15 protein-coding genes are annotated in these 13,776 nt (G+C 35.4%); 12 read left to right on the forward strand and 3 right to left on the reverse strand.

The window, feature by feature from the left end; translation table 11 throughout:
- The first annotated feature begins 112 nt into the window (after nucleotides 1-112).
- The 4 genes from LD272_RS03185 (at nucleotide 113) to LD272_RS03200 (ending at nucleotide 3,076) form a co-directional block, all read left to right on the forward strand.
- Nucleotides 113-676 carry a GNAT family N-acetyltransferase gene (locus LD272_RS03185; RefSeq protein ID WP_226035147.1) on the forward strand — a complete coding sequence of 188 codons (564 nt, stop codon included), beginning with the start codon at nucleotides 113-115 and terminating at the stop codon, nucleotides 674-676.
- A 191-nt stretch (nucleotides 677-867) separates the two neighbouring features.
- A complete protein-coding gene (locus tag LD272_RS03190; protein ID WP_226035148.1) occupies nucleotides 868-1,392 on the forward strand; it encodes a GNAT family N-acetyltransferase in 525 nt (174 codons plus the stop codon).
- A 241-nt stretch (nucleotides 1,393-1,633) separates the two neighbouring features.
- Nucleotides 1,634-2,095, forward strand: a complete 462-nt coding sequence (locus LD272_RS03195; protein WP_226035149.1) for a regulatory YrvL family protein — start codon at nucleotides 1,634-1,636, stop codon at nucleotides 2,093-2,095.
- A 297-nt stretch (nucleotides 2,096-2,392) separates the two neighbouring features.
- Entirely contained in the window at nucleotides 2,393-3,076 is a 684-nt protein-coding gene (locus LD272_RS03200) for an HAD family hydrolase (protein ID WP_226035309.1), read from the forward strand.
- Nucleotides 3,077-3,372: 296 nt separating this feature from the next.
- Here LD272_RS03200 and LD272_RS03205 read toward each other — a convergent pair whose 3' ends face one another.
- Complete coding sequence (locus tag LD272_RS03205) at nucleotides 3,373-4,341, reverse strand: NAD(P)H-dependent flavin oxidoreductase (protein WP_226035150.1); 969 nt, start codon at nucleotides 4,339-4,341, stop codon at nucleotides 3,373-3,375.
- 220 nt (nucleotides 4,342-4,561) lie between these two features.
- Between LD272_RS03205 and LD272_RS03210 the strand changes: the two genes are divergently transcribed.
- Nucleotides 4,562-5,563 carry an LLM class flavin-dependent oxidoreductase gene (locus LD272_RS03210; protein ID WP_226035151.1) on the forward strand — a complete coding sequence of 334 codons (1,002 nt, stop codon included), beginning with the start codon at nucleotides 4,562-4,564 and terminating at the stop codon, nucleotides 5,561-5,563.
- 311 nt (nucleotides 5,564-5,874) lie between these two features.
- Here the strand turns inward: LD272_RS03210 and LD272_RS03215 are convergent, their stop codons facing one another.
- On the reverse strand, nucleotides 5,875-6,423 hold the full coding sequence (locus LD272_RS03215) for a DUF420 domain-containing protein (RefSeq protein ID WP_439647375.1): 549 nt from the start codon (nucleotides 6,421-6,423) through the stop codon (nucleotides 5,875-5,877).
- A gap of 172 nt (nucleotides 6,424-6,595) precedes the next feature.
- On the opposite strand from LD272_RS03215, the gene LD272_RS03220 reads away from it, so the two are divergent.
- Complete coding sequence (locus LD272_RS03220; RefSeq protein WP_226035153.1) at nucleotides 6,596-6,823, forward strand: hypothetical protein; 228 nt, start codon at nucleotides 6,596-6,598, stop codon at nucleotides 6,821-6,823.
- 363 nt (nucleotides 6,824-7,186) lie between these two features.
- Nucleotides 7,187-7,990: a SurA N-terminal domain-containing protein gene (locus LD272_RS03225; RefSeq protein WP_226035154.1), complete on the forward strand. Its 804-nt coding sequence runs from the start codon at nucleotides 7,187-7,189 to the stop codon at nucleotides 7,988-7,990.
- A gap of 179 nt (nucleotides 7,991-8,169) precedes the next feature.
- Here LD272_RS03225 and LD272_RS03230 read toward each other — a convergent pair whose 3' ends face one another.
- Nucleotides 8,170-8,601, reverse strand: a complete 432-nt coding sequence (locus tag LD272_RS03230) for a MarR family winged helix-turn-helix transcriptional regulator (protein ID WP_226035155.1) — start codon at nucleotides 8,599-8,601, stop codon at nucleotides 8,170-8,172.
- Between the two features lie 251 nt (nucleotides 8,602-8,852).
- Between LD272_RS03230 and LD272_RS03235 the strand changes: the two genes are divergently transcribed.
- From LD272_RS03235 to LD272_RS03255, 5 genes are all read left to right on the forward strand, one after another.
- Nucleotides 8,853-10,307 carry an MDR family MFS transporter gene (locus LD272_RS03235; protein WP_226035156.1) on the forward strand — a complete coding sequence of 485 codons (1,455 nt, stop codon included), beginning with the start codon at nucleotides 8,853-8,855 and terminating at the stop codon, nucleotides 10,305-10,307.
- 282 nt (nucleotides 10,308-10,589) lie between these two features.
- Nucleotides 10,590-11,336, forward strand: coding sequence for a GTP pyrophosphokinase (locus LD272_RS03240; protein ID WP_226035157.1), 747 nt, complete (start codon nucleotides 10,590-10,592; stop codon nucleotides 11,334-11,336).
- 18 nt (nucleotides 11,337-11,354) lie between these two features.
- On the forward strand, nucleotides 11,355-11,789 hold the full coding sequence (locus LD272_RS03245) for a DUF5392 family protein (RefSeq protein WP_226035158.1): 435 nt from the start codon (nucleotides 11,355-11,357) through the stop codon (nucleotides 11,787-11,789).
- Between the two features lie 85 nt (nucleotides 11,790-11,874).
- Nucleotides 11,875-12,480, forward strand: a complete 606-nt coding sequence (locus LD272_RS03250) for a TetR/AcrR family transcriptional regulator (RefSeq protein WP_226035159.1) — start codon at nucleotides 11,875-11,877, stop codon at nucleotides 12,478-12,480.
- Between the two features lie 290 nt (nucleotides 12,481-12,770).
- Nucleotides 12,771-13,772 (forward strand): substrate-binding domain-containing protein, encoded by a 1,002-nt coding sequence (locus tag LD272_RS03255; protein WP_226035160.1) that lies wholly within the window; start codon nucleotides 12,771-12,773, stop codon nucleotides 13,770-13,772.
- Nucleotides 13,773-13,776: the final 4 nt, after the last annotated feature.

Consider the following 13,776-nt stretch of genomic DNA (forward strand, 5'->3'; position numbering starts at 1 on the left):
CGTTGATATAATCATAGTATTAGGGGTTTATTTTTATTGTCAAACTAACGCAAAATGTAGAAGAGGCGATTAATTATTCATTACATCAACATATTGAAAGGGGAATGAGCTTGTGGTCAAGATAATAGGAGACAAGATTGAACTAAAAGAGTTTACTCAAGAAGATATCGATGAACTATATTATTGGAAATTTGAAGAAAGGCAACAAGAGGCTAAAAAATGGAATGGTCCATACATACCTGAGGTTAAACAAACTAAGGAAGAATATCGAAAGGCTTTTGAAAAAGAAGAAAAAATTCCCCTGAATGTTCCAGGCTCACTAAGCATAACTGCGAGCGGAAAGTTGATTGGTTATGTAGGTGCATACTGGGTGGATAAAAACACTAATTGGCTTGAGACAGGTATTGTTATTTACGATAAAAATTATTGGAATGGTGGATATGGAACACAAGCATATCAACTGTGGATTGATTTTCTATTCCGTAGCACAGAGTTGCATCGTTTGGGGATGTCAACTTGGTCAGGCAATATCAGAATGATGAAAGTAGCAGCGAAAATTGGGATGAAGGAAGAAGCAAGAATAAGAAATGCGAGAATAGTAGATAATGAATATTTTGATGCAATTAAAATGGGGATTTTAAGAGAAGAATGGGATAGCAAAAACCTAGATGGCTAAAAGAACAATCAATTCTAGTAACATCTCTTTGTTCCTGTCAATAGTTAGTTTTCTGTCTATTAGTTTGAATTTACTTGGTAATTGTTAATCGAGACCGTAAGCAGTACTTTTATTTAAATAGTAGTGTACTAGTATTTATAGAATTATGGTAAAATTGAAAACATTCAAGTTTATTGGAGGGGTATTCATATATGGAAAATCGCTTTTTTTTAACTAAACCAACAGTAAATCTAAAAGAGGAATATCTCTCATTTTATCAGGAATGGGTAGATAGTGGAGAGACTATGATCCCTTGGGTTATCGAAAAAGATCCAACCAACTTTGAGGAAATGGTTCAATTTTTGACTGATAATCACAATGGTACTAATCTCCCTGAAGGTTGGGTACCTGATTCAACTTACTGGCTAATAAACGAAAACAGACAAATCATCGGAGTTGTAAATATACGGCATCAATTAACAGAGTTTTTATTATACCAGGGTGGACACATTGGTTATGGCATTCGTCCTTTACAAAGAAGAAAAGGGTATGCGACTAAGCTCTTATCATTATCGTTAGAAAAAGCTCAGGACTTAGGGTTAACAAAACTTCTGATTGTGTGTGATGAAAATAACACGGGTTCAGTAAAAACTATTATTAATAATAATGGAGTTATAGATAAGGACTTTATCGAGGAAGACGGTAATATTGTAAAAAGGTACTGGATCGAGTTATAACATTTTGTCCGGTGTGTATCTTACATTTACTTTCACTTTGGAAGCTCCCTATTTTACTGGTGAGAGGATGTCACATATTATCCAGATGTAGAAGAGGCTTGGAATAGGAGTGCTAACTATCTCAAGAAACTATTATTAAAAGTAGTCATACACCATTTCTACTAACATTATTTATTGATAAAGTGCTTATCTGAAGTAAGGTATTGCATCACTTATCTTATTAACCGAGGGGAAACACCATATGTCAGAACATAAAAGTGATTCATTTCGTGATATGAATATAAAAGAAAAGATGGCAACAATTGTCGGAATAACACTTCTCATTATCCTAGTGGTGGGCTTTGTATTGGGATTTTATTTCTTTGGTCTGGTAGGGGTTTTTCAACTGCTCGGCGTTCAGTATAAGTCTATCTGGTCATTGATTGTTTTTGTTGTCAGTTTTTTTATTCTAGGCGTCATTGTCGAATTGTTTTCAAAGGCAATTTTTAAAGTGTCTGTCCGAAATATAACCGGAAAAATAAAGGTGTTTATTATCCAATTCTTTTTTGAAGGAATGTCGAATTGGTTAGTCCTATTTACAGTGGATGAGTTTATGAAAAGTATTGCACTTTCCTTGAAAACAGAGATTATTATTGCTTTGCTGCTTGCCGTATTAGAAATTGTTTTTGATGATAAAAAGGATAAAGCTGCTAATATTGATTGACTACGGAGTTTTTTAAACAGAATAAAAATTTCAGTGTATTGAACTAGGATACAACCGGGTTCAATGTAAGTTGAAATTCTCGTTTTTATTGAATAGCAACGTCAGATATAAAACAATAATGGAGTGCAAAAAGTAACTAAACACCTAAAAAAGGATGCTAAGAGCATCCTTTTTTAGGTGTTTAGTTATTTATATAGATTGTTGTGAAATATTGTTCTTAAACCCGTTTAAGAAGGTTTTTGTCATATAATTAAAGTAAGTAAAATTTGCAACCTATTTATGGGGGAGTGGATGAATATTATAAAAGCTGTTGTATTTGACCTAGATGGAACTTTGTTAAATCGAGATGCATCAGTAAAGATTTTTATTGAAAGGCAATACCAACGATTAAATAAATGGCTAAATCATATATCAAAGGATAAATACATAACAAGGTTTATTGAACTTGATAATAGAGGTTATGTTTGGAAGGATAAAGTATATCAACAGTTAGTTGATGAATTTGACATTACAGGTTTGACATGGAATGAATTACTTCAAGACTATATCATTAAATTTAAAGATAGTTGTGTTCCTTTCTCTAACCTCATTAGTACGTTAGAAGAATTAAATAATAATAATATTATGCTTGGAATGATTACTAATGGAAAAGGGCAGTTCCAAATGGATAATATTAAAGCTTTAGGGATTGAAAAATATTTTAATCCAATTCTCATTTCCGAATGGGAAGGTACGAAAAAACCTGAACCTCAAATATTCCAAAAAGTCCTAGACAAACTTAATGTTTTACCGTCTGAAAGTATATTTGTAGGTGACCATCCAGAAAATGATGTGAAGGCTGCTCAAAATGTAGGTATGAAAGGTGTATGGAAAAGAGATTATCAATGGGATAACGTTAAAGCAGATTTCATAATGGATGGTTTGGAGGAAGTACCTTTAATTTTAGATGAGTTAAACCATGATAATATGAAATCTTGTTAAGATAAATAGGATACTTTAATAAGCACACATATTTTTGAACATTATCGAATAGAATTCGAAACTAATGTGGAGTTAGAATTCAAGCTGTTTTTTGCCATTCGGATTAGTGAGAAAGCATCCTACCTCACACCTGAAATTGCACTTTCTTAAATTGCTTGTTAAGTATAGTGCCAATCAGCTATATTCCTCATTTTCAAACTAAAACCAGAGGTTCAAATCCTACACGGATTACACCTCTGGTTTTTAGTTTACGACTCAAAATCACAGCATTTATGACCATTTAAACGTTAGTAGCCTTAGTATAGACTTGAGGCTTGTTTATGACTGAATTGGAATTCTTCCATAATCCTATCAATAATTTCTTTTACTGGTAATATTTGATCAATTTCATGGACTCTTGCTCCCGAAAAAACTAGCCCGTCTTCCACATCTCCATTCATCGATTTGAATAATAAATCTAATGTACAAAACTGAAAAGAGCAGTTCTTCAGGCATCTATAGCATTTATCTATTCTTATTTTACCGCCGCTAATTCGATCTGTTAATCGGTTTTTGATTGCTCTACCCTGTAAACCGACCGTTGTTTTTACCAAAATTGCATCATCTTTTTTCGCTTCTATATACTTTTGTTTAAATGCCATTGGGGCATCACACTCGTTACTGGCAACAAAACGTGTACCCATTTGAACCCCCGAGGCTCCAAGCTTTAGAGCCTTGGCGATATCTTCACCCGTTAGAATTCCTCCAGCTGCTACAACTGGTATGTTAACGGCTTCGATTACTTCGGGGAGGATATCAAATAAAGGACGTTCTGTTCCAAGATGTCCTCCTGCTTCATGTCCTTCAACAACTACAGCAGAGGCACCTAACCGTTCAGAAATCCTTGCCAATCGCGCCGATGAAACAATCGAAATGACAGGTATTCCGTACTCTCTACCCCATGCGTACATATCTCTAGATACTCCTGCACCTGAAATGATGAAATCTACCTTCTCTTCCATCGCTGTTTTCATTTTCTCTGCAAAATCATTCATGGCGAATAACACATTAACACCAATATAACCTTGACCATTTGTTAGTTCTCGAGCTTTCCTAATATGTGTTCTAAGTTCTTCTATTGTAATTCCTGTTCCCGATATTGTACCAATTCCGCCGGCGTTTGCCACTGCAGCAGCAAGTTTACTTAACGAAATACCGACACCCATGCCACCTTGTAGGATTGGAACCTCTGGTTTTAAATGACCGATTTGTAATGTGTGATTCATCAACTTATTACCCCATTTTCACTTAAGTTGATTAGGATGTTCCGTCTGCTCGTACGGGGAGTTAAACTATCTCAATCATATTAAACGTAAACAATCAAAAGAAGTGATAAATGTCAATTTTCCCATATAACAAATGTCATATATCAAGCATTTGAGTTTGATTCGACTATTTTACTTGATACTATAAATAGAAGCCTCATTAAAGAAAGGAAAATTTTAAATGACAAATATAAATATACCCGTATCCGTCTTAAACCTAGCACCTATTCGGGAGGGGCAGGGAGCTAAACAAGCCATCGATTCAATGGTTGACCTCGCACAAGCAACTGAGAAAATGGGTTATACAAGATATTGGATTGCCGAGCATCATAATGCACCAACATTGGTCAGTTCGGCGACGTCGATGTTAATCAAACATACATTAGACCATACTGAAGAGATACATGTAGGATCCGGCGGAATTATGCTACCTAACCATGCACCATTGGTAGTAGCAGAACAATTTGGAACAATGGCGACCATTTATCCTAATCGACTGGACCTTGGTCTTGGCAGAGCACCTGGGACAGATATGTTGACGGCCGATGCACTACGACGGTCTAACAATGATTCTGTTTATACATTTCCTAAGGATGTTCAATCCTTGCTTACTTATTTTGGACCAGAAGAGAATCAAGGCCGAGTGAAAGCTTATCCTGGTGTTGGGACGAATATTCCAATTTATATCCTTGGTTCATCGACGGATTCAGCGGTTTTAGCTGCAAAACTTGGCTTGCCGTATGTGTTTGCTTCTCACTTTGCACCAAAATACATGGAGGAGGCCATTTCTATTTATCGCGAACGGTTCCAGCCTTCAGAATACTTGGACTCCCCATATATGATGGTTTGCGTTAATGTAATCGCAGCTGAAAGTGATGAAGAGGCCAAAGTCGAATCAACAACAATGCAACAATTTTTCCTTAATGTAGTTCGCGGTACCAAGAATCCGTTAAGTCCTCCAGTTGAAAACATGGATAAGATTTGGAATCAGCAAGAGAAAGAAGTGGCTTCATCAATGTCCAGTATGACTTTACTTGGAAGTAAAGATTCGATACGAGAACAACTGTCTAGGTTTCAGGAGAAATATAATGTCGACGAAATCATGGCAATCTCTTATATTTATGATACTGATAAACAAAAACGTTCCTATCAGATTCTAAAAGAAGTGGTTGATGGCAAGTAAAGCGTCAATTAAAATAAACAAATCCTATCTACTTGGTGGGGTTTGTTTTTTATTTTGCACAAAAATTGGTTTGATTTTCTGGAAATTAAAAAACATCTCGTCAATTCTAACAAACAGCCATTATTTAGGGAGTTGTAAAGATGAGGTAAATAATTGCTCTAGGTTGTGGTGGCTTTTTCGGAACCAGAAAACACTCTGTTAGATCAATACATTCTCAATCGAACAGACAATTAGAAGGCGATACTCCTAAGGTGGGGAGTATCGCCTTCTATACGATAAAGTAACTATTTAATTTTTAATTCCTCGATTTCTTAATAATAGGGAGAAATCATTAAGTAGACAATTACGCCTGTTAAGCTGATATATAGCCAAATAGGCATTGTCCATCTAGCAATTTTGCGGTGTTTATCGACCTTCATTGCAAGGCCACGGAACAAGGTAAGTAATGCCAATGGTACGATAGCAGCCGCAAGGACAATATGAGTAATAAGAATGAAATAGTAGACCGTTTGCCAAATTCCTTCTCCTCCATATGAAGTAGAGGAGGACATGGTATGATAGGTCAAATAAGAAATAAGAAACAAAGCCGTCGTAGTGAATGCTGCAAAAATGAATCGCTTATGCCAGGTGATATTTTTACGCAAAATCATAAATAATGCTGCTAGCAAAAAAACGAATGTGAACGAGTTAAATATTGCATTAAGAAGTGGCAATAACTTGATATCAAAGCTTGAGCCACTATTTATTTCTGGAACAAATAACAGTGCTACTATGATGACATTAATCGCGATTGATAGCCCCAAAACCCATGGTACATAGTTGTAATCCTTTTTGATTTGCAAAGTAATTCCCCTTCTCATATGTATAAATGATTCAAGATGATTATATCAAAAATAAATGGCAAGTCCATTAGTAAATAGTTTTGGAGTTAATTATTTCCTGCTAAACATAAAGGTGAATATAGAAATAGTGAATAAACAATTGTTTAAGGTAAAATCTATATATAACGATTCACTAAAAGGAGATTGCATCATGAAGTCCTATCAGATTTATAATATGATTATTGATGATGGTTTTCGTAACGAAGAAACTGTAACAGCTGATTTTACTCACAATAATAAAAATTTCAGCATTACATTCAATAAAGCAGACCTCGAAATAATTAATAGCTGGGTTTTTGAGAATAACAGTTCTCTTCCTGCAAATTTATCAGATCAAATGATTGAGTTAATCAGAAAAGAGGTTGAGGATCGAATATAGTGGGTGTAATAATTTTTATTGATGCAAATTAAGCCTGTTTTAATAGGCTTTTTTCTGTTTTGTCAGGAAGGTTATTCTGGAAGGCAATTTAGAATGATTTTCGAAAGAATAAGTGTCTTTCTTATTTTGAATGCGCCTGTGCCTTTGTTCTTCTGATATGTGCTTCAACCAGAGTGTAATTTACATAGTTTTTACACATTTATTGAAATTAAAGGACTTAGTTTTAAAGTATGCTTGTCATGACAATGGATGAGCGATTTATTTGAAGGTATCTTTATGCTTAACTCTGTGTTGGGCTTGGATGAACAACAAATAAATCTATGTTAGAATTACCATCACGTTGAATTAGAAAGGGGAATTAGATTGATTAAAAAATGGTTATTACTTTTATCCTTTGCTGCACTAGCATTCGTAATGGTTGCATGCAGTGATTCGGATGAATCGGCAAAAGAAACTAATGAAGAAACAAAAACGCAGGAGGAAGAGCCTGCTGGAGATAGCGAAGCAGCTTCTGAAGACGGAGAAAGTGCACAACCGGAAATGCCGGAGCCTGACTTAGAAGGCATTCCTGATGTTGTGGCAGAAGTAAATGGAGAAGAAATACCAAAAGAAGAATTTGAAGCTAGTTACACGGGGCAATTTCAGAAAGCTGCCATGCAATCTCAAATGTCTGGACAAGAAGTTGACCAGGAAAAATTAAAACAGCAGATTGCAGATAGCATGATTGGTCTTGAACTTCTAAAACAAGAGGCCAATAGCAGTGATTTTAAGGCTTCAGAAGAAGAGGTTAATGAAACACTAGATGGATTAGTAGAACAATATGGTTTAAAATCACAGGATGAGTTCTTGACTACACTCGAAGATCAAGGTATGGCTAAGGAAGAAATAATGTCTCAGCTTGAAACGCAAGTGAAAATAGATAAGCTTATCGCTAATGAGTCTGGCGACATCGAGATCACAGACGATGAGTTACAAGAACTTTATGAACAGTATAAAGCGCAACAAGAGCAAATGGGTGGAAAAGATGGCGAAGAAGTAAAAATCCAATCTTTTGAAGAAATGAAGCCAACTCTTGAAACTCAAATAAAGAGTCAAAAAGAAGGACAAGTATATCAGAAGCTTGTTGAAAGACTTCGTGAAGATGCAGACGTCACTAACCACTTATAAGATTTGATTAAAACCAGGTTCTCGTAACCTGGTTTTTTATGGTCACGTTCGGTTTCGGCGCATATCCCGCCTTAGGTCTTAAGTCAAGCCTCTCTCTGTCCACAAAGAACTCAGGCGCCGAGGCTTGGCTTAAGCTTGTCGGGGCTAACAAGGCGTTTGCGCTTTCTTAAAAGGAAAGACTACATTTTTTTGTTTATAGCTTGATTAAATTTATGTAATAGATGTCCGAAACTTTCTCGTTCATCATCTGACCATTCATTTAGTAATTTTGAAAACTTGTCAAGTCTTGCTTGTTTGTACATCATCCATTCATTTGTTCCAAGTTCTGTGATTTGGTAGAAATAGGCTCTTTTATCTTGTGTATTAGGTGTCTTTTTCACATATCCTTTTCCCTCTAGAGCTGCGGCTTGTCTACTTGCGGTAGAAATATCAAGTTGTAATTCAGAAGCTAAAGTCTTTACACCAGCAGTACCGTTATCTGATAGTTGTTGTAAGAGGAGGTATGCAGCCCGGTCCAACTTTGCATTTCTTTTACCAGCAGTAATGGTTGTGATGCGACGTACGAGAACCGCCATTTCAAGTTCTATCATTTCTAGAGATTTTTCATTCATATTTTTCCCTACCTTTACTATTTTTCGTGTCTAAACATTCCTAACATATTAAAAGATTGACAGTGGATATAGTTGTATAATACAATTACTCAATTGTGTAAAACAACTATAATAAAAATTATATGCTTAAATTAGTTGCTATGATTGTTGTAGAATGTGACAGACTAGAAAAAAATGAACTACGTTAGTTTGCCGATGTTTTATCAAATTTAGTGAGATCACAGATTTAAATTTTAGAAAGAAGGAAGAGTATGGTTGAAAGTCAGAATCATCCACAGTCAGAGCAAAAATTTAATAAAATACCACTTATGATTGTATTAATATCAGGAGCATTTGCCGCTATTTTAAATCAGACACTATTAGCAACTGCGTTACCTCATATTATGAGAGATTTAAATTTAGATGCAAACGTTGCTCAATGGTTACAGTCAATTTTTATGCTTGTAAATGGTATCATGATACCGATAACCGCTTTTTTGATTGAACGATTTACTACACGAAGGTTGTTTCTTACCGCGATGGGATTGTTTGGGATAGGTACACTGGTTTGTGCTGTTTCACCGAACTTTGCGATGCTAATGGTAGGAAGAATACTTCAGGCTTCGGGTGCTGGTATTATCATGCCGTTAATGCAAACAATATTGTTTCTTATTTTTCCGGTAGAAAGACGTGGAACGGCGATGGGGATGTTTGGTTTAGTAATTGCATTCGCCCCAGCGATCGGTCCAACTTTATCTGGTTATCTAGTCGAGCACTTTCCATGGAGAAGTTTATTTTACGTGATCTTACCAATCATTGTTATCGATATTATTGTTGCCTATTTTATTCTTAAAAATGTTACCGAACAAAAAAATCCAAAACTCGATATTCCATCGATTATTTTATCCACATTAGGGTTCGGTGGCTTGTTATACGGATTCAGCTCTGCAGGTGGTAGTGGCTGGGGTAGTGCAGAAGTGATTATATCTATGATTGTTGGTGCGATTAGTCTATTCTTGTTTATAACCCGTCAATCGAAGCTTGAACAGCCAATTCTTAACTTTGGGGTATTTAAAAATAAAGTTTTCACTATCACAACGATTCTTGGCATGATTGTATTTATAGCGATGATCGGTGCGGCTGTCGTTTTACCATTGTTGATGCAAAATATGCTAGGTTATACTGCATTAGAGTCAGGGTTAATGTTAATGCCAGGTGCAATAATAATGGGATTAATGAACCCTATAACAGGAAGATTGTTTGATAAATTTGGTGCTAGGTGGCTTTCGATTATTGGTTTATCGATTTTAGTTATCTCAACGTTCATGTTCACCAACCTAACAGAAGAAACGACGTTTACTTACTTGGCGGTCGTGAATGCATTTAGAATGCTTTCCGTTGCGATGGTGATGATGCCAGCTACAACAGCTGGTTTAAACCAGCTACCAGTTCATTTAATTCCGCACGGGACAGCAATGAACAATACCATGCGCCAAGTAGCTGGTGCAGTTGGTACAGCTTTACTTGTAACGGTTATGACAAATAATGAATTACCCAACCAAGGTGTAAATGGTCTGATACACGGTGTCAATGTATCGTTTATTGTTGCAGGCGTAATTGCAATCATCGGGCTAGTGTTAGCATTTTTTATTAAAAATCCTTCAAAAAAAGAAGAAGATTCTGATCAAAAGAAATCAAGCGGTAATCACGAAGTAACTGAAAGTTAAGCTTCATGTGAATAACAATAGATTTTACGAACCCCCAGCATGGATCCCTTGTCCGTGCTGGGGGTTCTTTTGTTGTTTAAGAAACGTTAAAATTTCGCGCTTCGTAGCTCCAGCGCTTAGCCCGACTGAGGTTTTAAGTCAAGCACAATAAAAAGCCTTTCGCTTTTCATATAGATAAAACATATTGACATGTGACACCTTGTCATTTAAAATCAAACTATGGATGACATCGTGTCACTTTTGTCGTTAATCCAATTTTATTTTGCTAAGGAGAGCATTATAATGAAGGTGAATTTGCCGGAGGATAGGAAACAAGCAAAGGAAGTAAAAATAGAATTAATGCGATTTATGATGGCTTATAAATTTGCGTTAGAAGAAGTAAATACAAAAATCAATATATTACAACAAGAGTTCCAGTATATCCACGATTATAATCCGATTGAACATGTGAAATCTCGGATTAAATCTCCTGAGAGTATTTTTAAAAAGACTAAAAAGAAAGGCCATGATTTTTCTTTGGTGGCCATTCGTGAAAATATTCGAGACATTGCAGGAATCAGAATAAGTTGTTCATTTATATCAGATATTTACAAAATTAGTGAAATGCTACAAAACCAAAAAGATATCACTGTAATTGAAAGTAAAGATTATATTAAAAACGCGAAACCTAATGGCTATCGAAGTCTACATTTAATAATTGAAATTCCAATTTTTATGTCTGATAGAGAAGAGCGAGTTTATGTAGAAATCCAAATTCGTACGATTGCGATGGATTTCTGGGCGAGTTTAGAGCATAAAATATACTACAAATACAAAAAGGAAGTTCCTAAACGGTTGAAAAATGAATTGAAGGATGCGGCCACATCAGCAATGGAGTTAGATAAGAAGATGGAAAATATTCATTTGGAGATGAACCAACTAAAGGAAAATGTCGAGTTGGAAGAAGATATACAAGAAATAACGATTGATAAGGAAAGATTTTTTCTTCCTTATGACTTTTTGACAGGTGTAAGTGAAAAAAAAGGTTAGTAAGGCGAGGTGAAAACAATGAAATTTGCAATGAATGATATGCCACATTTTATCAAAGTTGAAATTGAGAAGTTAGAAGGGGACTTAGAACCTTTGACTAAAAAAGCTGCTAGATATTCTTTTTGGTCGCTTCCATTAATTATTATTTCTTTTTTTAACTTGTTCTTCTTATTATTCGTCATGCCAGGTGGTCCGATATCATCAGCAATATTATATGCCCTATTAGGTGCTATCGGCTTGGCATTGTCCAAAGAAGCTAACTATCACCAGAAAGAGATAATGAAATGCAGTATTGCTTTGATGGTTGACAGAATTAATAAAAGTGATGACGTTAAATCTCATGTCAAAGAAAAGTACACAACCCTTGTTCAAAACCAATCGATGAAGGCGATCAGTTACTTTGTTGAATTCTTGGAAGAAGAAAATAGAGCTAAGAAACTATCTTATTTTTAAAAAAATAAATAACAAGATAATAGATAAAAGTAATAATCCATTCCATTAATCAATGGGGATTGTCAGTAGAAGGGTGGTATAAGGATTGCCTAAAATTACTTTTCATAATTTATCGGAAGAGAAAAGACGATTATTATTAGATGCAGTACAGAAAGAATTTTCGAGAGTTCCATTATTTCAAGCTTCCATCGCTAATATTATTAAAACGGCTAAAATACCGCGCGGAAGCTTCTATCAATACTTCGAGGATAAAGAGGATGCGTATTTCTATCTACTTAACAAACTCACCCTCCAAACTAATAATAAGTTTTTATGGATATTAAAAAAGAATGATGGCAATTTATTTGAAGCAATGCCAGAGTTTTTCCAAACTATGATCGAAGAAGATGACAATTTTAACTTTTTGAAAAATGCATTCTTAAATATGAATCACAAAATCGAAAATTCCCTTTCTGAAATGTTTACAAAAGAAGAGAATGAAGATAAATTTGATGTGTTTCGTGAACAAATTAAAAGGAGCAATTTAAATGTGACATCAGACGAAGAGTTATTACATCTGATGAAAATCATCTCTGCTGTTACCTTTCACAATTTTATTGATAAATTTTCAAAGGAATTGTCCAATGAGAAGGCATTGAATAATTACAAGATACAAATGAGTTTGTTGAAAAATGGATTAATTCGAAACTAAGCTAACTTATAGAAAACAAAACCGACGTTATCCTTAATAAGGTAACGTCGGTTTTGTTCATGGACGAGTATAGAGGAGTATCGGTTATCGGCAAATGCCCTGTGGATAGGCATTCCTACGACACAATTTAGCAATAAATCAATAATGACATTAGTTTTAAAGGTAAAGCTTGTGGAATTATAGTATTTCCGATACAATTTTGATACGAGATTAGTAGAATTTCATTTGGACTAATTATAGTGTAACTCAAGTCTATTTACTTGCGGTTGTTTGAAAGGGGTTTCATAATTTTGAGAAAACTGCTTTTCATCTATTTAATATTAATCGGACTATTTGTCTTATATGTATATAATTATCAAATAGAAACGGAGAATGCGACAACACGGGAATGGTCTGAAAATGAATTAAAGGGAAATATGGATGAAACCTATGTAATGGTTACCTTTCAGGTAGGTATTGATTATTGGAAACCAGCATTAAAAGGATTTGAGGATGCCGCAGAAGCGTTGAATGTTTCGGTTGAATACCGCGGTGCGACCCAATATGACTTAAATGAAGAAATAACGGTATTAGAACAGGTGATTGCTAAAAACCCCGCGGGAATTGCAGTATCAACAATGGATCCTGAGGCTTTAAATCCGGTAATCGATAAAGCGGTAGACGCTGGGATTCCCATCGTTATGTTTGATGCAGATGCACCAGAAAGTAAAGCATATTCCTTTTTAGGAACCGATAACTATTACGCCGGGGTAGAAGCTGCACATAAGATGGCGGAGTTATTAGATAAAGATGGCGAAGTTGGTGTGATTACGCAGCCAAATCAATTAAATCATCAGGAACGTACACAAGGATTTCAAGATACTATTTTCATGGAATATTCTGATATGGAGGTCGTAACGATCAAAGATGGTCGAGGCGATCAAATGTTGTCAAGACAAGTTACAGAGGAAATTATGACGGATTTTCCAGATGTAGATGGAATTTTTGCGACAGAGGCAAATGGCGGCGTGGGGGTTGGTCAAGCGATAGTTGACAACAATCTCCAGGAGTCAATTGAAATTATTAGTTTTGATACTGATAAAGGAACGCTTGATATGATTGAAGACGGCACAATTTCTGCAACGCTAGCACAGGGAACATGGGAAATGGGGTATTGGTCGCTACAATTTTTATTCCATCTTCAACATGATATTGTTGAACAAGAAGATGAAAACACACCATTACCGCGTTACATGGATACTGGTGTTACGATTGTTACTCAAGAAAATGTGGATTCTTATTATCCGCATTAAACCT

Origin of the sequence: Aquibacillus saliphilus (genome assembly GCF_020404745.1) — a bacterium.
GTDB classification, from domain to species: domain Bacteria; phylum Bacillota; class Bacilli; order Bacillales; family Amphibacillaceae; genus Aquibacillus; species Aquibacillus saliphilus.

Coding starts and splice junctions, on each gene's coding strand:
- LD272_RS03190 (WP_226035148.1), top strand. CDS start 868: ATGGAAAATCGCTTTTTTTTAACTAAACCAACAGTAAATCTAAAAGAG.
- LD272_RS03195 (WP_226035149.1), top strand. CDS start 1,634: ATGTCAGAACATAAAAGTGATTCATTTCGTGATATGAATATAAAAGAA.
- LD272_RS03205 (WP_226035150.1), bottom strand. CDS start 4,341: ATGAATCACACATTACAAATCGGTCATTTAAAACCAGAGGTTCCAATC.
- LD272_RS03210 (WP_226035151.1), top strand. CDS start 4,562: ATGACAAATATAAATATACCCGTATCCGTCTTAAACCTAGCACCTATT.
- LD272_RS03215 (WP_439647375.1), bottom strand. CDS start 6,423: ATGAGAAGGGGAATTACTTTGCAAATCAAAAAGGATTACAACTATGTA.
- LD272_RS03220 (WP_226035153.1), top strand. CDS start 6,596: ATGAAGTCCTATCAGATTTATAATATGATTATTGATGATGGTTTTCGT.
- LD272_RS03230 (WP_226035155.1), bottom strand. CDS start 8,601: ATGAATGAAAAATCTCTAGAAATGATAGAACTTGAAATGGCGGTTCTC.
- LD272_RS03235 (WP_226035156.1), top strand. CDS start 8,853: ATGGTTGAAAGTCAGAATCATCCACAGTCAGAGCAAAAATTTAATAAA.
- LD272_RS03240 (WP_226035157.1), top strand. CDS start 10,590: ATGAAGGTGAATTTGCCGGAGGATAGGAAACAAGCAAAGGAAGTAAAA.
- LD272_RS03245 (WP_226035158.1), top strand. CDS start 11,355: ATGAAATTTGCAATGAATGATATGCCACATTTTATCAAAGTTGAAATT.